Here is an 18,254-nt window from a genome sequence, read left to right as displayed (position 1 = left end):
GAACCTTGATGCGAATTGTTGCTGTGATGCTTGCCCTTATTTCGGTTGCGGGTGTGGCGCAGACGGCTGCGCCGGTTGCTGCTCCTGCTCAGAATGCAGTTCCCTCGGGCTTTACCGCGTCCTTTCCGCCTGATCCGGGAAAGACGTTGCTGCCGTTGCCTGAGGGGCATACGTGGACGCCGCTCTGGCCGAATGGTGCACCGGGACAGCAGGGGAACGACGTTATCGACATCCCAGCAGTGAGCGTGTTCCTGCCGAAGGAGAATCCCACGCACTCGCTGGTGGTAGTGGCCCCGGGGGGTGGGTATGTTCATCTGGCAATGAAGCATGAGGGGTATGACATTTGCCAGTGGCTGAACGACCACGGCGTAGCCGCTGTGCTGCTGCGCTATCGGCTCGGGCCGAAGTATCACCATCCGATCGAGCTTGGCGATGCGCAACGAGCGATCCGGTTTGCGCGTTCACATGCAGCGGAGTGGGGCGTGGATACGTCTCACATTGGAATGTGGGGCTTTTCGGCGGGTGGGCATCTGACATCGTCGGCGGGAACACATTTTGATGCGGGCAATCCTTCGGCGACCGATTCGATGGAGCGCGTGTCGAGCAGACCTGACTTCCTGATGCTGGCGTATCCGGTAATTTCGTGGGATCCGGCGGTGATGCATGCGGGATCGAAGAAATATCTGCTGGGAGACAATCCTGATCCTGCGACGGTGACGCTGATGTCGAGCGAACTGCAGGTGACGGCGCAGACGCCTCCGACTTTCCTGTTCAGCACAACCGATGACAAGACGGTACCGATTGCTAACTCACTTCTTTTCTATTCGGCACTGGTAAAGGCGAAAGTACCGGTTGAGATGCACATTTTTCGTCACGGGGCTCATGGTGCGGGGTTGGCTCCGACGAATCCGGAGTTGAGTGTCTGGCCGGATTTGTTGTTGAAGTGGTTGAAAGAGAATGGCTGGGCGCAGTAGCCGGGGCTAAAGCCCCGGCTGTTGGCGATTGGATTTCAGGGGCCTGAAGGCCCCTGCCCCTACCTGCCGGAGCTTCGCTTGCCAAGTCTGGTTGGCTTCGTTGGCTGGAAGCGATGGACGGTTCGGGCAGGATGAAGTCCATCGGGATTCTTCGCTTCGCTCAGAATGACGGCCTTTAATCCTAACTGGTTCGTTAAAAAGTGATAGGTAAAAGCCCGTCGCTTCCAAGAACAATTGGATAGTCTTAGACGAATGCGCTTTGAGCTTTTTATTGCCGCCCGTTACCTGCGTGCCAAGCGGCGGCAGGCGGTCATTGGTGTGATTACGGCGATTTCTGTGGCCGGTGTGGCTGCGGGTGTAGCGTCGCTGATTATTGCGCTGGCCATCACGAATGGGATGCGGCGGGATTTGCAGTCGCGGCTGCTGGGGTCGACGGCGCATGTGGACCTGATGCGCGTGGCGGGAGACGGTATCCGCGATTGGCGTCCGTTGCTGGAGCGGCTGCGGCAAGCACCGCATGTAACAGCGGCGGCTCCGGGATTGTATGGACAAGTGCTGATTTCGCGCGGGCCCCGGTCGGGTGGTGGATTGATCAAAGGCGTGGTTCCGGCGGAAGAAAAGACCGTCAGCGATCTGCTGCAGTCTGTGAAGACCGGAAGTGCATCGGCGCTGGAGAGCACTGGTCCGATGGTGTTGCCCCCGATTGTTTTCGGTTCGGATTTAGCGGAGACGATTGGCGCGGGTGTGGGCGATACCGTACTGGTGACGAGTCCGCAGGGTGAGTTGACGCCGCTGGGAATTGTGCCGAAGTATCAGCGGTTTCAGCTAGTCGGCATCTTTCATTCCGGCTTTTACCAGTACGACTCCAGCTATGCGTTCACGCGACTCGTGGATGCGCAGCGGTTGTTTAGTGAGCCGGATCTGATCTCCGTCATTTCGTTCAAGGTGGACGATATGTACCGCGCTCGCGAGATTGGAAAAGATCTGGAAGCGGCTGCAGGGCAGGGCTTCCAGGCGACGAACTGGATTGACCAGAACCGTGAGCTGTTCCGTGCGCTTTCGCTGGAACGCATCGTCACGTTCATTGTGATTGCGCTGATTGTGTGCGTGGCAGCGTTGAATATTCTTATTGCTCTCACCATGTTGGTGATGGAGAAGACGCGCGACATTGCCGTGCTGATGAGCTTTGGTGTGAGGCCGGAGCAGGTGCGGCGTATCTTCCTCGCACAGGGATTGTTGATTTCACTGACTGGAACGGTGATTGGGTTGGTACTTGGCTATTCGCTGTCGTGGGTCGGTGGACATTACCACTTCATTCAGCTTTCGGCGGAGGTGTACTCGATTGACTATCTGCCGTTTGCGCCGCGAGTGATGGATGGGGTTCTGGTGGCGACGGTTTCGCTGGCAGTTTCGTTGCTGGCTACGCTGTATCCGAGTGGGTCGGCGGCGAAGATTCTGCCTGCTGAGGCGCTGCGGTATGAGTAGCGCGCGGCGAGTATAGAGCGCGCCTTCAGCGCATTTCTTGCAATGGTGAAGCCTACCTAGGCCTTCGGCCTAGGCTAATATCTCGTCAGGCCTTTGGCCCTCATTTGTCCCTGCTTTGGCCGTTTGTTGCTGTGGCTGCTTATTGGACTGTGGCCTAGTTTCAGCTTGGCTGACGACACTCTCTCGGCCCTCACTTACCTGGCAATCGCTTTGATGCTGGTGGCGTTTCCGGCTCGGTCGGCTAGGCGGATAGCTAGGGTGTGTTCACCGGTGCCTGTAACCGGGAGGGTCAGGTCGTAGTGCTCGGTGAGGCTGTCGCTTAGACTGCCGGTGGGTTCCAGGTATTGCCAGTCGCCTGCGTCGAGGGAGTATTCGGCGCGAGCGATGGGGCTGGTGGCGTCTGTGGCTTCGAAGGTGGCGTGGAGCTTGCCGTTTTGTACGGTGGCTGTCAGCAGGCCAGGGACGGGTGGCGTGGTATCAATCGTGAAGGTGTCGGAGGTGCGTTGGCCAGTGAGTGCATCGGCGACGGTGTGCGCGGCAGCGTCAGTGGCGGTGATGCGGAGTTCGTAGTTGCCGTCGGGTAGCAGCGAAGAATCGAAGCTGTAAGAGCGCTCGCGGAGGTCGGTCTTCAGCGTGTGCCAGTTGGTCTCGCGGACGTCGCGGTATTCCAGGGTAAAGGTTAGAGGATCATTGTTGGGGTCGTGCGCGAGCCAGCGGGCGGTGACGGCGTTGCGGTCGCGCGTGGCGATGATGGGGGGTGCGCTGGTCTCTGCAATGGAGAGCGGCGGAGCCGCTGAAGGTGCGCCTCGGAAGCCGATAGCGATGCTGCCGCTGCCTGCGGGCGTTGCCGCTGTGGCATTAGGGATACGAGCGCCGGGCTGTACCGCGATGTCATCTATCTGCGGCGGCAGGTTGCGCTGGAGGTAGTTCACCGCGACAGAGCGGAGTTGGGTGCCGGGGTGCAGGACGGCCTTCCACTGCACGTAACGCGCCGCGGGAATAGGCAGCGGCGTCTGGTTGGGTCTGACGGGTGTCCAGTCAGACCAGAGATGCGCGAGGGAGTCGTGCGCGTTTTCGACGTTGCCGGAACGGACGAAGAGGTCAATGCCGGAGGCGCTGCCCTCGGTTTCGACTCGACCGAAACGCGTAGTAGTGGAGGCATCGAAAACGTCGGAGACGAAGGTGGCATTGACCGCGACGATATCAGACACCTGCAGAATTTTGCCGCTGTTAGCGGTGGCCAGAGCGAGGCCAGAGGGCGTTTGCGCAATGGCGGTAACCTGGCTGGCTTCAGTGTGCGCGATGTCGGTGTAGGTGTTGGCCTGCGTTGTGTCGATGCGGTAGATGCGGCCGCGATTGCCGGTGGCAGCGAAGAGTGCATTGTTGCGGACGGTGAGGGCGTAGACCACATCCTGCTGAAGCGCGACGAGGCGCAGCGGCGTGCCGTCTGGGGCGATGCGATAGATTTCGGAGCCGTCGGGGACGATGGAGTTGCTTGCCGCGGAGATGGCCGAACCGGGCTGCAGAATCGTAATGGCCACGGCGGGTTGGCCAGATGCGGGAAGCGGTGGCAGGGCAGGTGGTTTGCGATCGCCGACGGCTGCGGCGTAGAGGTTGCCAGCGGTGTCGAGTGCCAGCGCCGTGATTTCGTGTTTGGGCGCGGCGTACAGCGCGAAGGGTTTGCCCTCTGGCGAGATGCGATAGATGAGGCCTGCGCCGTCAGAACCCGCGTAGATGGTGCAGTCCGTCGCTACTACGAGAGAGCGGATGTGCTGATCGCCGCTGCGGAAGAGCAGTTGTGGCTTGGCATTCGCTGATTGCAGCGACACGCGGAAGACGGTGGCGGGAGCACCGGCGGCGATGAGCAGATCGCCATTCTTTGCCAAGGCTAGTGCCCAGAGATATTTCGGTTTCTCAGTGGTCTGTGTCGGGTCGAAGATGACCTGCGGCGTGGTGTTGCCGGAGGTGACGCGATAGACCTTGCCGTCTGGCGACGTTGCGGCGAGGATGCTGCCGTCTGCCAGAGCGAGCGTGGCCTGGACGTTCAGTTCCTTGAAGGACGCGGCGGTGCTGATGGCGCCTTTCGCGTCGATTTTGAGGAGTTGTGAACCGCCGGAGGGTGCGCCGGTCCCTGCGTAAAGGTCAGTGCCAGCGGCTGCGAGCGACCACAGGAAAGTTGCCGGTGTGGCGGCGATGCTGCGAAGCGCGGGTGCCGGTTCCAGACGGCCATCGTTGCGCATGGCGACGTTAGTGGGAGTGCCGCGCTCGAACTCGTCGTAGCGGCTTTCCGTCCACTGGCGAGTGCCTTGTGCCGTTGCGGTGAGAGCGGTGGTGGCGAGCAGGATGGCTGCGGCGTATCGGATGGCGTGCCTCTAAAACATTGTGGTTTCGATCAAGGATAGCGAATGTCGTTTTCCTTGATTGAAAACGACGCAGACATCCACTCTCCGCATAGACCGTCAGGGAAAATGTTTACCGGATGCGAACGGTGAGAACCTCCGCGCCGGAGAATTGCGCCTCCGCAGGTGCGGAACCGGCTTCGGCGGCGGTTTCAGAGGTAAAGGTGATCTGGCGTGTGCCGCGCATGGGCTGCAGCACGTTGGCGATGGAAGGCGGCAACGATGGCAGAGCGGCGGCGGCGGTGACGGCCTGCGTCTGGTGGTCGAGCAGCGTGACGTAGAGGCGGTCGTTGCTGTGGGTGCGATTGAGTTGCGCGACGGTATCCTGCACGCCGAGGTTTACGCTGCCAGCGGCGGGTGGCGGCGTGAGCAGGCGGTCCAGCGAAGGGCCGTCGCTGACGAAGATGCGCAGCGGGCCGGGCGTGAGCGTGGTGGGCAGTGTGATGGGGATGCGCACTACCCGGGACTGGCGTTGGAACGGGCGGATGGTGGCTTCCACCTGGATAGTATCGCCGGGCTGCGCTTCATTGGTGCTGAGGCGCGCGGTTTCCAATTCAGCAGATTCACGGCGCGGCACGGCAATGGCGTGAAGCTGGATGCCGGTGATTTTGGGTTGTGCCAGATCGTTGCCAAAGACGGCGAGAAATTTCTGCGCGAAGGAAAGTGTGGCAAGCTGTGCCGCGGGTTGATTGTCTGAGGCGGCGAACGTGCTGGCCAGATGCACGGTACCGGGGCGGCCTTCCGCGTCTTCCAGCGCAATGTCGCCGGTAAGGCGAAGGCTCATCTGGTTGGCGGCGGTGTTGTTCTGGTTCAACGACTGATAAACAGCGGCCAGCATGACTTGCGGTGTGAGTTGGCGGTTGTCCAGCACTTCAAAGTGCAATGATTGCGCGGGCAGGCCGCTGCCGTCTTCCGGTGAGATGTCGACGCTGACAGGGATCATGCGAGCGGTGCGGCCGAAGGTGCCAGCGACGGCATTCGCGCGGTCCTGCGTGAACGAGCCGACGGTCTCCGTGGAATTGACGATTTTGAAGGCGTTCATCGGAGAGGCGAGTGTGGCGATCACCTCGGACTTCGTCATGGGGATGGAGATGTTGCCGTACTGCGTGATGGGATGACCGCAGGCGAGGAGTTGCTTCTCGTCGACGTAAGTGACGGTGCAAGTGGCGGCTACGTTGAGGTCTCCGCGCGCAAGGATTGCGGAAACTGCTGAGCCGGGGACGATGGGTTGCGGCTGGTGTGTTTCCGGCGATGCGGAGCCGATGCCGCTGACGGGTTCGAGGCCGATTGCACGAAAGTTGTCTGCGTATTTTGCGACGGTATCCGGAGAGAATCCGCTGAAGACCAGCGGCGTGTCGATGGCGTGGATCTCCGGACTGGACTCACTGACGGAGGCTTTGCTGAGTGGCGTGGCAATGGTCGGCGGTGCAAGCGTTGGCAGGTCGCGCACCTGGAACATGCTGCCGATGGGTGTGATGCCGCAGATGGGTTCCTTGCTGAACTGGCCGATACGGTAGGCGAGCGCGCCGAGGAGTTTGCCGTCAATGTAAACGGGCGAGCCGCTCATGCCTGCAACGACGCCAGTGAATTCCGGTTTGGCGCCGTGGAGGCGTGCAAGGATCATGTCCTGTCCCGGGCCGATGGCGTCTTTCAGGCGACCCAGGATTTCGACGTCCATAGGTTCGGGGTCAGTGCCTTCAAAGACAGTCCACGCAGTGCCATGCAGGCCGCGATGGACCTCGGAGAGAGGGAACGGATCGGCGTGCAGGGGCGGCTGTACGGCGTTTTGTGCCGCAGCGATTGCCATAGGCAAAACGGCAGCCAGTGCGACCGCTGCCAGCGTAGCCCTTCGGGGAAGAATCACGTCTACCACAGTAGGGCCAAGTGTACCCTGTGCCAAGTTTCGCCTTGGTGCCATACCCGTGATGCACCTGGCGCGACGGGTTTAGGCTAGGGGATACCACCAACGGATTCGGGAGACGAAGTCTTGAGCAGAACGAAGCACACACTGGCTGCCATGGTTGCCGCGACAATGCTGCTGCCAGCAGTAGCGATGGCACAGCAGACGCAGACCAAGCCGACTACGCCCACGCAGACGGATGATGCCGGTCCGCAGCAGCAGGACTCTCCCGTCATCCTGAAAAAGAAGCGCGCCAATGCGCAGGAGGACGAACCGCCACCGCCCGCTCCGGACCAGGAGAAGGTAAAGAACCCGAAGGAGTTGGAGAACTACTCCATCCGCGTGGATGTGCCCGTGGTCACGGTGGATGTGAGCGTGCAGTTGCAGAAGACAGGGCAGTTTGTGCCGGGACTGAAGCCGGAGAACTTCCGTGTGACGGAAGATGGTGTGCCGCAGAAACTGACCGATCTGCGCATGCAGCAGAAGCCCATAACAGCGGTGATGCTGCTGGAATTTGCGGCGAATAGCTGGGCGTTTATCCGCGATATGCAGCAGGCTTCGTATGTGTTCTTCAAGCAGTTGCGGCAGGAAGACTACGTCGCCGTGGTGACGTATGACCTGAGGACCCACATCCTGACGGATTTCACGCAGGACAAGCAGTTGACGGCTCAGGCGCTGCAATCGCTGACGATTCCGGGCTTCAGCGATACGAACGAGTTTGATGCGATCTCCGAAACGCTGGACCGGTTGAGCCGCATTGAAGGGCGCAAATACATCATCCTGGTGTCGAGTGGGCGCGATACATTTTCGAAGCTGAACCTGGACCAGATCTACAAGAAGGTTCGCGACTCGAAGGACATTACGATTTACACCGTAAGCACCGGCGGGCTGGCGCGTGAGTTGTCGGATTCACGCGGTAATATGGGCGCCATCACACGCATGGATTATCTGCAGGCGGATAACCAGATGAAGACGATTTCCGCGATGACGGGTGGGCAGAGCTATTTCCCCGTCTTTCAGGGCGCGTTTCCAGAGGTGTTTGCTTCCATCAATAACTCGATCCGCAACCAGTATGTGCTGACGTATCACCCCACCAACACGGCGCAGGATGGGACGTACCGGAAGATCAAGGTGGAGTTGGTGGACCGTGAAGGCCAGCCGCTGACGATGGTGGATGAGAAGAGTAAGAAGCTGAAGTATTCGGTGATGGCGCGCGATGGATATCGTGCGCGTATGCCGGTGGAGTAGTGAGCAGTAGGAGCTAGACTGGCAGCATGGTTCCACGTACTGCCAGTCTGCTGGCTCTTGCCGTTGCGATCGGCGCGGAGACTTCCGCGACCACGGCGCTGAAGGCGTCTCATGGTTTTACGCGACTATGGCCTTCCGTCATTGTTGTGATTGGTTATGCCATCGCGTTCTATTCCATGACCATTGCACTTCGCACCATGCCGGTGGGCGTGGTGTATGCCATCTGGTCCGGTGTTGGCATTACGCTGATTTCACTGCTGGGATGGCTCGTGTATCGCGAACGTCTTGATGTTCCCGCAGTGCTTGGCATTGTGCTGATCTGCATCGGCGTGCTGGTCATCCAGATATTTTCGAAGTCGCAGGCGCACTGAAGACAGCGCTTATGCTTCGTCATCCAGATCGAACACGCGTTTGGGTGGCGCGGTGGTGATGCGTTCGCGCAAGCCCGCTTCACAGCCGATGAGCACTGCCAGTCCAATGCCGAGCAGTAGCACGGTGCTTTCGACACGTGTGGACCACTGATGGCGCGCATCGAAGTCCTTGCGCAGCGGTGAATCCGGCAGCAGGATGCTGATGTTGCCACCTGCGAGTGCGCGGTCATGTTCCATGGGCAGAACGATGGCGCGATTCGATACGAACGTAAGCACTAGCATGAGCAGGATGAGCACGCCCTGCCACAGCGGCTTGAAGGCGCGGTTATTCAGGAACCGCAGCGCAACCAGCATGACAATGCCGCAGTAAATGCCGATCATGTGCAGCATAAGAATGGAGCGGCCAATGAAGTCAGCGAAGCGCTCCGTGGTGCCAAAAATACCGGCCGCACCGGGCGCGACGACTGCTCCGAAATAGACGATGCCACCAAGCCAGACAGCAAGAGCCAGCAGACGAAAGATGCGCGCGGCGATGATCATACAGTCAGTGTACTTGGGAGATGTTCTTACATTGTTCGCGCGGAAGCATATTGCCTTCCGTCCATTTCCCGGACTGGAAAGTTGCTGCCTCGACTCTCATCATTGTGGTGCCCGGAGGGGGACTTGAACCCCCACGACCTTGCGGTCTGCGGATTTTAAGTCCGCTGTGTCTGCCGATTTCACCATCCGGGCTTGCATCTATTGTAGAGTCCGCCGCAGGCTCGTGCTGTGGAATGCTGATGGTGATGTGGCGTTAGTGGTAGAGCGTCGCATCTTTAATCTCGGCGCTCTCACCGGCATACTTCATGTGTTCCAAAAGGAGTGCCTTTAACTCCTTCGCTTTTTCGCGATACTCTTTGCGTCCGGCAAGGTTTACCAGTTCGTGCGGATCGTTGCGCTGGTCGTACATCTGCCATTCCATGTACTGCGGACTTGCGGCGTTCCTGACGCCGGAGATATCGGCTACGCAATAGGTCCAGTCCTGTGTGCGAAGAGCACGTGCCGTCATGGACTCGCTGATCTGTACCAGTTGCTGATCTGGCCATGCGGTGCGTGCGGCTCCGTCCTGCAACAGAGGCAGAAAACTGCGACCCTTCCATGAAGAGGGAACTGGGACGCCTGCGGCCTGTAGCAGCGTCGGTGCCATATCGATGATGCCCACGAGCTGGCTGATCTGCTGCGCTCCGTTGAAGCCCGCGCCGTCGATGATCATGGGTACACGGATGCTGCTGTTGTGCGTGGAGCGTTTGTATTCCGTATTGCGTGTCATGAAGTGGCAGCCGTGGTCTGAGAAGAAGATGAAGATGGTGTCTTCGTCCTGTCCGGTTTCCTTCAGCACGTTGTGCAAACGGCCCACAGAAGCATCAATGCTTTCGCAGGCTCCGTAATAGTCCGGCAACTGCTGGTGCCAATCACCGGGGAATGCGCGCAGATCAGGAGGGACGTAGGCATTGATAAATCGCTCTGCCGATCCCTTGGGGCCGACCATGCGATTCAGGTCGTTCTGCTGATGCGGTTCCAGTTGCGACACGAAGAGAAAGAAGGGCTTGTCATGCTTCTGCCGCAGGAACTGTTCGGCGCGATCGGTTAGAAAGTCCACGCGGTAACGGTCTTTGTAGGTGATCTCCTTGCCATCGCGGTCGTAGAGAGTGCCTTCATAGGGATGGCTGGTATGCTCCAACGCGTTTGCACCCTCCCATAAATCGTCAAACCCGCCGCGCCATTCCGGAGCCACGGCACCGGGACCACCTTGCTTTGCATTGCCGGGAGCCAGATGCCATTTGCCAATCAGGTTTGCGGTGTAGCCAGCCTTGCGCAGTTCGCCGGCCAGTGTGGGCAGATCCTGCCGCATTCCGGGGCCGTTCTGCCACACACCGGTTTCCGTGGCATAACGACTGGTGAACAGGACCGAGCGCGAGGGAGCACAGACCGGCTGATTGGTGATGGCGTGCGTGAAATTGGTCCCGCGACGCGCCATGGCATCCAGATTGGGAGTCCGCGTGGAACTATTGGCTCCGTTCGCTCCTACAAAGTCCCACCGGAACTGGTCTGAAAGATACAGGATGATGTTCGGTCGGCGCCGAGGCGTCTGCTGGGCCGGCATCTCACCGCTGGCGGTCAGTGCGGCTGCTGCAATTCCACTTTTTCGAAGAAAATCCCGACGATCCAATCGGCAACTCCTTGTTCCGATAGACATCTTAGCGTGCCGTGAGGATGGGCGGGTGCTTCGACTTGGAATCAGGCCAAAATCGAGGTATACTAAGGTGTTGGCTGCGGGTTCGCGAAATGCGCTGAGCAGTGGCCAACGAATTGACGTGAGGGAGCGTGCATGGCGAAGCGTCGTGGCAATCCGAACTGGGGCAAGCCGGAGCCGATTGGGCCGGTCGTCCCGACGGTGACATCGTTTGAGCTGATCGTGAAGGAATACAAGCTGACCCCGGACCAGTATGTGCGGTCTACGCGGTTGCGTGAGTGGGCTCGTCGTAACAAGAACTCGAAGTACATTCCAGAGGCGCTGTTAGAAGCGTGGGGATTTGAAATCGAGTCCACCCTGTAAGGAATTGAAATCAGTAATGAAAGGGCTTCGTCTTCGGGCGAAGCCCTTTGCTTTTTCGAAGCCTTTCTTTCCTTGGCGCATCCGAAAGAAGGGAAGATTACACTGGAGCCGTATGCCTGAGAGCCCGTTTGTCGATGTACCGGAAGCGCTGCGTCAGTTTGCCGCGGGGAAGATGATCGTTGTGGTGGACGATGAAGACCGCGAAAATGAGGGCGACCTGACCCTTGCGGCGGAACACGTCACGCCAGAGGCGATCAATTTCATGGCGAAGCACGGTCGCGGATTGATCTGCCTGACGCTTACCGAGGAGCGCGCCGATTATCTACGTCTGCTGCCCATGGCCAGCGAGAATACTTCGCGCTTCGGCACAGCGTTTACGGAGAGCATTGAAGCTCGCGAAGGCGTAACAACGGGTATTTCCGCTGCCGACCGAGCGCATACGATTCTTACGGCGGTGAATCCGGGAAGCACCGCTGCCGATCTGGCGCGTCCGGGCCATGTGTTTCCTTTGCGCGCTCGGAAGGGCGGCGTGCTGGTGCGGGCAGGACAAACGGAAGCATCCGTCGATCTGGCACGCATGTCCGGCTTGATTCCTGCCGGTGTGATCTGCGAAATCATGAACGAAGACGGCACCATGGCGCGGGTGCCGGACCTGGTTACTTTCTGCCGCGAACACGATATGGCGATGCTGACCGTCGCGGAGCTGATTCGCTATCGGCTACAGCATGAGCGCTACATTCATCGCGAGGCAGAGACGCTGCTGCGCACACCCTGGGGAGAATTCCGCACCATTGCCTACGCCAGCGATGTGGAGGAGGGTGAAAGCCATCTCGCGCTCGTCATGGGCGACGTCACGGCTGCGGGCGGTGCAGAAGCGCCACTGGTTCGTGTTCATACGCATTGTCTGGCGGGCGGCATCTTTTGCCATGACAGTTGCGAGTGCAAGCAAAGCATTGAAAAGGCGTTGCGTCTGATTGGCGAAGAGGGTCGCGGTGCACTGGTCTACCTCCACAATGGCAGCCGTGGTTTTGGCATCGACCGCACGGTGACGCCGCCTCGCATGGTGTTGCATCGTGACGGTGCGCCACGCGGGAAGGATCAGACGCAGACGCTGCGGCACACCGGCATTGGTGGGCAGATACTTTCGGACCTGGGGATTCATCGGCTGCGGTTGCTTGTATCGCGTCCTACACACGTTCCCGCATTACAGGGCTTTGGTGTCGAGATTGCAGAACAAATTCCCATGAGCGAAGTCGTCAAAGCTGTCTGATCCAGAAGGCTAATCGCGCTCGCAACCGCTTTAGGTTCGAGGGGTTACCACAAGCGTAAGTTTGACGGATTGCGAAGCTGGCGTGCCGTTTGTGGCGCTCGCTGTGACGTGGAACGTGTACGTGCCGGGTTCGACATAACGGATACGCAGGTCGCCCCCGCTGCCACAACCGATCAGTGAGATGCAGAACAGGCACAACGGAAGGATGCCCTGAAGCCTGCGGCGGCGCAGCCAGAGGAGCATTCCCCCCGCAGGCAGGATGCAAGCGAGGACGATTCCACCACGGGAGTTCGACTCAAGCTTCGCAGTGTTCGAATTGACGGCCGTTACAGTCGTGATGGTGGCAACGGATGATTGCGACCCGCTACTCAATGTCACCGTAGAAGGCAATAGAGAACAGGTGGCATACGCGACGGTAGCGTCCGGTGTGCAGGTAAGCGCGACGGAGCCAGCAAACCCGTTTGTGGGGGCAACGCTGAGCGAGTAGGTCGCGGCAATGCCTTGCTGTACCGTTACCGAAGCACTGGAGCCGCCATTCACTGTCAATAGAAGTCCGCCACCTCCGCCACCCGCGATACCACTTGCAGTTAAAGGGACGTTCAATGGCGAGGCCGGGTCCGTGCTTCGAATGGTAAGCGTGCCGTTCACGGCACCTGTGGTGGAGGGAGTAAAAGTGATGCTCACAGAGCAGGACGACGACGCATTCAGCGTCGTGATACCGCAGGTGCTGGTCACGCTGAAGTATTTACTGGCAGTGAATCCGAGACCATCAACAGGGTCCGATCCGACATTGCGCAGCGTCAGCGAAAGCGTCTTGTTGGAGCCAAGGGGAACATTACCGAATCCGAGCGAGGTTGGCGTTACAGTGAGCAGTGGTTGAGTACCCACACCGGACAATGCAACCAGCAACGGCAACGAGGTAGCCGAAGTTGCGACGGACAGTGTGCCCCGGAGTGTACCTGTAGAGGTCGGTGTGAACACAACGGCAACGGTGCAGGATGCGCCTGCGTTCAATGCGCCGCCAGAAGTGGGACACGCGGTCGACGAAGAAGATGACGTTGCCAGCGAGAAGTTCGCGCCTGCAATGCCCACGCTATTCATCGTGACGGGGACGGCGCCGGTATTGGTGAGCGTCGCGAATTGAGAACTGCTTGCACCCACCAGGACGCGGCCAAAGTCGATGGGTTGCGGCGTAAGAGAAACAGAAGCCGCGCTGCCGGTACCCACTAGTGTTACGAATTCCAGAGATGCGACTGCGTCGCTCTGAATCTCCAGCGTGCCGGTTGTCATGCCGGTTGATTGCGGCTGATAGTTCACGACGATACTGCACGTATTCCCCGCAGAAAGCGTGGCACAGTTGCCTGAAGCAATGAAGCCCGATGACGTAATGAGCTTCTGGATATGAACTGTGGTCGTACCCGTATTGGCCAGTTCAATTATCTGCGCCGGGGAGCTGCCACCGACTGCTGTGTTGACGAAAGTAAGTGAACTCTGGCTGAGCGAATAGGTCTGCAGAATTCCACCGCTGCTCGCGGTAGACGATGTGATTGGAGCAGCCTGCCCACTCAATGCAACGAACTGGGGCGCATTGCTCGCATCACTTTCTATGGTGATGCTGGAGGTATCACTGCGCCCGGTCAGCAGCGCCGTACTCCCGGTCACCTGATACACCGGTGCATACGCCACGGTGATGGTGCAGTTCTGTCCCGGGGCAAGCGGCTGTCCACAGTTGCTCTCAGTAAGAAATGGCGCTTCAGACCGGATGCGACGGACTGTGATATCGGTGCCAGCGCCTGTAGTTATGGGATTGGTTACGGTAAGCGTCTGCGATGCGGTCTGCCCCGATGTGGCTTGCCCAAACTGCAGCACGCCCAGGGGAGAGATATTGCCAGTAACGCTGAGGTTTCCAACGCCCTCGCCGTATCCTTCGAGGTATCCAAGGCCGTTTTGTGTTGCTGAGCCATCGGTCGGCGTTCCTGACAGGAAGAGAGTACCGGTGATGCTGCCACTGATTTGCGGCACAAACTGCACTGTCAGGTCGCAGCTTCCGCCTACTGCAAGTCCTCCGCAGTTACTGGACGCGACGGAAAAGTTACGTGGCGCTGCAACGCTGAGCGTCAGCGCTTTGCCACTGAGATTATTCACGTGCAACACGCGACTCTCGGCGACACTGTTCGTTGCAGCCGATCCGAAATTGACGGTGGTGTGTTCCCCCGGAATGATCTGAATCCCCGCAGATTCCGAGGTGTACTGACCGGTGAGTGCAATGGCGTATGTCGCCGTGGATGCGGCACCGGCAGGCGATGTGGTAACGGGAATGATAAGGACACCGCTGCTGAGCGCGGCTATCGCCTGATAGGTAACTGTCAGCGTGCAGGATGCGCCAGCCGCAAGGGTGGAACAACCACTGCTGACCGTGAAGTGCGAGTCGCTACTGGCAGGTGTGCCGATGCTCTCGGGGATCACGCTTGTGTTCGTCAGCGTGATCGTCTGTTGTGTCGCTGTGAGGGCGGGCACATTGTCGAAACGCAGTTCTCCGGGAGTGAAGCTGATTCCTGGATCGTCCGAGCCGGTTCCTGTCAGAGTTGCAGTGGCGTTGCCAGTTGAAGTCTGCACAGTTAACTTGCCACTGCGTGTCCCTGCTGCGGTAGGAACGAAGCGCACCGGGACGAAACAGCTTGCACCGGGCTGCACCGTGGCAGCAGCGCAGGACATACCTCCGGTAGCCTCCGCGCTGGCATTGAAGTCGTCTGTTATCGTTGCGCCCATGGTTGCGATGGCTGCGGAGGTCGCGTTGGTCAGCTGAAATACAGTGGCGGTGCTGGTGGTATGCACCGCAATCGGACCAAAGTCTTCGGTCAAAGGCGTCAGGATTAACCCCGTCAGCGGTACACCATTGCCGCTGACGACCACGGACGCAGGTTTGCCAGCGCTTGAGGAACTCAAGGAAACCGTGGCAATGTCTGTTCCGGTTGTTGCTGGTTGAAACTGTATGCCGAGCCAGCAGTTCAGGCATGAGCCTGTCGCCGTCGATGAAAAGCTGCTGGCTGTGGGCTGGCCGTGACCATAGCCAATGTCTTCGACCAGGATGACTTTGTACGCTGCATCGCTGGACGATGCCGTCGCCGACACGAATCCCTGTTGTACCTTTAACCATTGGACGGATGGTGTATTGAGCGGTATGTCACCGTAGGCGAGGCCATTGTTTTGCGGCAGGATGGCGGTGCCCGTACCACTAAGCGAAACATAAGCCGGTCCTGCTGAGCCTGCAGTCACTGCCAGCAATCCCTGGCGCAATCCTGCGGCAGATGGAGTGAACATAACGTTCACCTTGCAGGTAGCGCCACCTGCTAGCAGCGCAGGGCAATCGGTGGTCTGCGTAAAGTCACCGGTGATGGCAACCTGAAGCGCAAAGGCAACCGCGCCGATATTGCCGACGATCACTGTCTGGACTGCGGTGGACGCGGTTGTCACTGTAACCAGATCGCTGAACACCAGCGATGTCGCGGAAACAGTCAGGTTCGGATTTGTGGAAGAGCCTGTGATGGAGGGCTGGGGTAATGTTTCTCCCAACACTGTGACCGCTGTGCCATCGACCACGAGTGATAGAGCATCGCTGCCTGGTGCTGCAGTGGAGAGATAGCCGATGGCAATGCGGCAGATGGAGCGTGGCTGCAGCATTGCAGAGCATTCATCGGTCACGGTGAATACGGCATTGGTGGATGCTACGGCGGCATGTGCCTGTGCGGTATCGCTGGCGTTGCTCAGATACAGATAACGCGGCGTGCGTATGCCGTTTACGTACTGGCGACCGAAGTCGATTGTGGTGGCAGACAGTGATGTTGCAGCGGCCTGCGCATAGCCCGTCAGCGGAATATCGTAGTTGCCTACTTGCCATGTGGCGGAGACTGCGGCATCGTTTCCGCTGATCGCAGAGGGTGTCAACGCGAGCGTAATGGTGCAGGAACTGTTAGGTGCAAGCGTCTTCTGCAAGCCATCTGTAGTGGTGCTGCATGTACTTGCCGATTGCGCAAGAGAGTAGGCGCTGGAACCTGTATTGATCCGCGCAGAGAGAAAGGTTTGTGCCGTATTGCTCAGGTTACGGATGGTAAGCGTGCGCGTGTTGGGAGTGCTGGCAGCAGTGGAGATCCCGAAATCCAACGCATGTGGCGTCACAACGATCGCATCGGAGGTACGTGATGTGGAAGGGAGAGCGGTTGTGAATGCAGGCGCATTCGTTGCCTGCACCGTGATGGACCCCGCAGTTGTTCCAGCAAGCGTAATACTGCATTCGGCCCCGGCGGCCAACGTGCTGCCGCATCCGTTGGTCACGATGTAATTCGTCGCGCTAATCTGCACCCCAGTTGCATCCGCAGGTCCAAGATTGCGGAGAACCAGATTGGGATGATCGTCGATGCTCAATGCCAGTTGTGGTGTAACGGCGTCTGGCGCGAGTTGGGCGAGAAGCGCGGCAGACCCGCTACATGCACTTCCACTGCAGCTTGCCAGAGGAAGCGCATCCCGCACAGTCGAAGGCAATACGTTGTTTGGAGCCTGGGCCAGTGCAAGGTCGTAATGTTCCGTTGGCAACAGCTCAGAACTAAGCGTCGGCGCAATGGAAGCGGCAAGCGCAACATGACCGGAGTTCTGCAACAGAATGCCGCCCTCGGTGACGGGAAGGCTGGCGTAACCGCTATTGTTGACGGGAATCCCGCCGATACGGGTAATACGGTCCACTTTACCGTCAGACCCCACGCGGAATGCTGCGGCATCTCCAAGGTTTTCGAGCGGCTGCACCGGCAGTAGAGAAGCAGGGATCGAAGATGCAAACACCCATGCCTGTCCGTTGTTACCGGGTGCGATGGATGAAACCGAGGTGAGGGAAGAGGGTGCCAATAACGTGGATGAAAGGACCTGTGCCCCATCCAGCGACAGTCGCACGGCGCTTTGATAGCTGAGGCCGCTGGCGATTGGCTGTTGCGCAACGGTAAGAGGGAACAGGCCAGGGGCGATGTTGCCCGAAAGCAGCAAGGAACCGCTGCCGTCCAGTGCAGCGGAGGTCAATCCGTTGCCGGGAATGAAGGTGGAGAAGAGAAAGCCATCGCCAGCAGCAGTCAGCTTCGTTACGAACCCTGATACGGGATAACTCGCCGCATAGCGCATAACGGGAGTGAGTGCCGATGTGGTGGGATAACCAGTGGCCGTTGTGGTGCCTGCAATATAAGCCGCACCGGTACTGTCTGCAACGATGGCAGCGGGTTGCGTGTCACCATTAGCACCCGTTAAGTAGGTTGCGTATTGCAGCGTGCCGTTCGCCGTATGGAATGCTTCTACAAAACCATTGCCGCTACTATTCACGGCGGGTACCTGCTGAATGCCACCGGAGGTTACCGGTAGTGTCGCCGCATAAATGCCGCCCGTGATGTAAACGGTAGAGGTGGTCGCATCAATGGCCGTAACGGCCGTTTTGCCGCTGCCCGCGAAACTCAACCACTGCAATGTAAACGTGGGTGAGAAGCGGGCGACAAATGAATTGGTTGTGCTGTCTGCGCGGCTGGGAAATGCTGCGCCGCTGGTACCGGATAGGCTTCCGGTGGAAGTTGATGTGCCGGTTACGTAAATGTTGCCGGTGCTGTCCAGTGCCAGTGCGATGGCTGTATCGCCTGCCTGGCCAAGCTGGGTTTGCGCAAGTAGTTGCGATCCATCGGCGCTTAGTTTCAGAATGCGGACACCGTCATGGGCGTCGAACAGCGTATAGAGATTTCCTGCAGCATCCTGCTTCAAGGAGCGGAACGCTCCCGCGTGGTTCAGCGAGCGCAGCCCCAGCAGTGATACCTGTTGCGCGCAGGCGAATCCTGCGATTGCAAGGAACACTGTAAGAGAGGCACAAAATCTGAATTTCAATCGCATATGCGCAGGCAGGTTCCCGGCCGCACTGGAATGGCGGCTACGATCATTTACCCACGGAGAAGCAATTGGCGGGTGTCCTGTTCTGTGACGGGTACACCTTT

General features: G+C 59.0%; 11 protein-coding genes and 1 tRNA gene. 6 read left to right on the top strand and 6 right to left on the bottom strand.

The annotated features are described in order from the left end of the window. Nucleotides 1-8 precede the first annotated feature (8 nt). Together AB6729_RS03915 and AB6729_RS03910 are read left to right on the top strand one after the other, a co-directional pair. The gene (locus tag AB6729_RS03915) at nt 9-974 is read left to right on the top strand and encodes an alpha/beta hydrolase (protein WP_371080251.1); all 966 of its coding nucleotides are present in this window, start codon (nt 9-11) and stop codon (nt 972-974) included. Nucleotides 975-1,226: 252 nt separating this feature from the next. Further along, nucleotides 1,227-2,459 carry an FtsX-like permease family protein gene (locus AB6729_RS03910; RefSeq protein WP_371080250.1) on the top strand — a complete coding sequence of 411 codons (1,233 nt, stop codon included), beginning with the start codon at nt 1,227-1,229 and terminating at the stop codon, nt 2,457-2,459. A gap of 194 nt (nt 2,460-2,653) precedes the next feature. On the opposite strand, the gene AB6729_RS03905 is transcribed toward AB6729_RS03910, so the two are convergent. Together AB6729_RS03905 and AB6729_RS03900 are read right to left on the bottom strand one after the other, a co-directional pair. Then, entirely contained in the window at nt 2,654-4,699 is a 2,046-nt protein-coding gene (locus AB6729_RS03905; protein WP_371080249.1) for a hypothetical protein, read from the bottom strand. A gap of 232 nt (nt 4,700-4,931) precedes the next feature. Beyond that, nucleotides 4,932-6,758 carry a SpoIVB peptidase S55 gene (locus AB6729_RS03900; protein WP_371080248.1) on the bottom strand — a complete coding sequence of 609 codons (1,827 nt, stop codon included), beginning with the start codon at nt 6,756-6,758 and terminating at the stop codon, nt 4,932-4,934. 87 nt (nt 6,759-6,845) lie between these two features. On the opposite strand from AB6729_RS03900, the gene AB6729_RS03895 reads away from it, so the two are divergent. Continuing rightward, a complete protein-coding gene (locus AB6729_RS03895; RefSeq protein ID WP_371080247.1) occupies nt 6,846-8,006 on the top strand; it encodes a VWA domain-containing protein in 1,161 nt (386 codons plus the stop codon). A gap of 26 nt (nt 8,007-8,032) precedes the next feature. After that, complete coding sequence (locus AB6729_RS03890; protein ID WP_371080246.1) at nt 8,033-8,377, top strand: multidrug efflux SMR transporter; 345 nt, start codon at nt 8,033-8,035, stop codon at nt 8,375-8,377. 9 nt (nt 8,378-8,386) lie between these two features. On the opposite strand, the gene AB6729_RS03885 is transcribed toward AB6729_RS03890, so the two are convergent. From AB6729_RS03885 to AB6729_RS03875, 3 genes are all read right to left on the bottom strand, one after another. Beyond that, nucleotides 8,387-8,917, bottom strand: a complete 531-nt coding sequence (locus AB6729_RS03885) for a DUF4149 domain-containing protein (RefSeq protein WP_371080245.1) — start codon at nt 8,915-8,917, stop codon at nt 8,387-8,389. Nucleotides 8,918-9,022: 105 nt separating this feature from the next. Then, nucleotides 9,023-9,109 (bottom strand) — tRNA-Leu (locus tag AB6729_RS03880). 61 nt (nt 9,110-9,170) lie between these two features. Then, nucleotides 9,171-10,586, bottom strand: coding sequence for a sulfatase-like hydrolase/transferase (locus AB6729_RS03875; RefSeq protein ID WP_371080244.1), 1,416 nt, complete (start codon nt 10,584-10,586; stop codon nt 9,171-9,173). Between the two features lie 159 nt (nt 10,587-10,745). Here AB6729_RS03875 and AB6729_RS03870 point away from each other — a divergent pair, with 159 nt between their 5' ends. Together AB6729_RS03870 and ribB are read left to right on the top strand one after the other, a co-directional pair. Then, the gene (locus tag AB6729_RS03870) at nt 10,746-10,973 is read left to right on the top strand and encodes a hypothetical protein (protein ID WP_083344693.1); all 228 of its coding nucleotides are present in this window, start codon (nt 10,746-10,748) and stop codon (nt 10,971-10,973) included. Nucleotides 10,974-11,085: 112 nt separating this feature from the next. Beyond that, nucleotides 11,086-12,243 carry a 3,4-dihydroxy-2-butanone-4-phosphate synthase gene (ribB, locus tag AB6729_RS03865; protein WP_371080243.1) on the top strand — a complete coding sequence of 386 codons (1,158 nt, stop codon included), beginning with the start codon at nt 11,086-11,088 and terminating at the stop codon, nt 12,241-12,243. Between the two features lie 30 nt (nt 12,244-12,273). Here ribB and AB6729_RS03860 read toward each other — a convergent pair whose 3' ends face one another. After that, entirely contained in the window at nt 12,274-18,117 is a 5,844-nt protein-coding gene (locus AB6729_RS03860; protein ID WP_371080242.1) for a choice-of-anchor D domain-containing protein, read from the bottom strand. Nucleotides 18,118-18,254: the final 137 nt, after the last annotated feature.

This window comes from Terriglobus sp. RCC_193 (genome assembly GCF_041355105.1).
Taxonomy (GTDB): Bacteria; Acidobacteriota; Terriglobia; order Terriglobales; family Acidobacteriaceae; genus Terriglobus.
The sequence above is the reverse complement of the archived record's forward strand: the minus strand, read 5'-3'. Positions and strand labels throughout refer to the sequence as shown.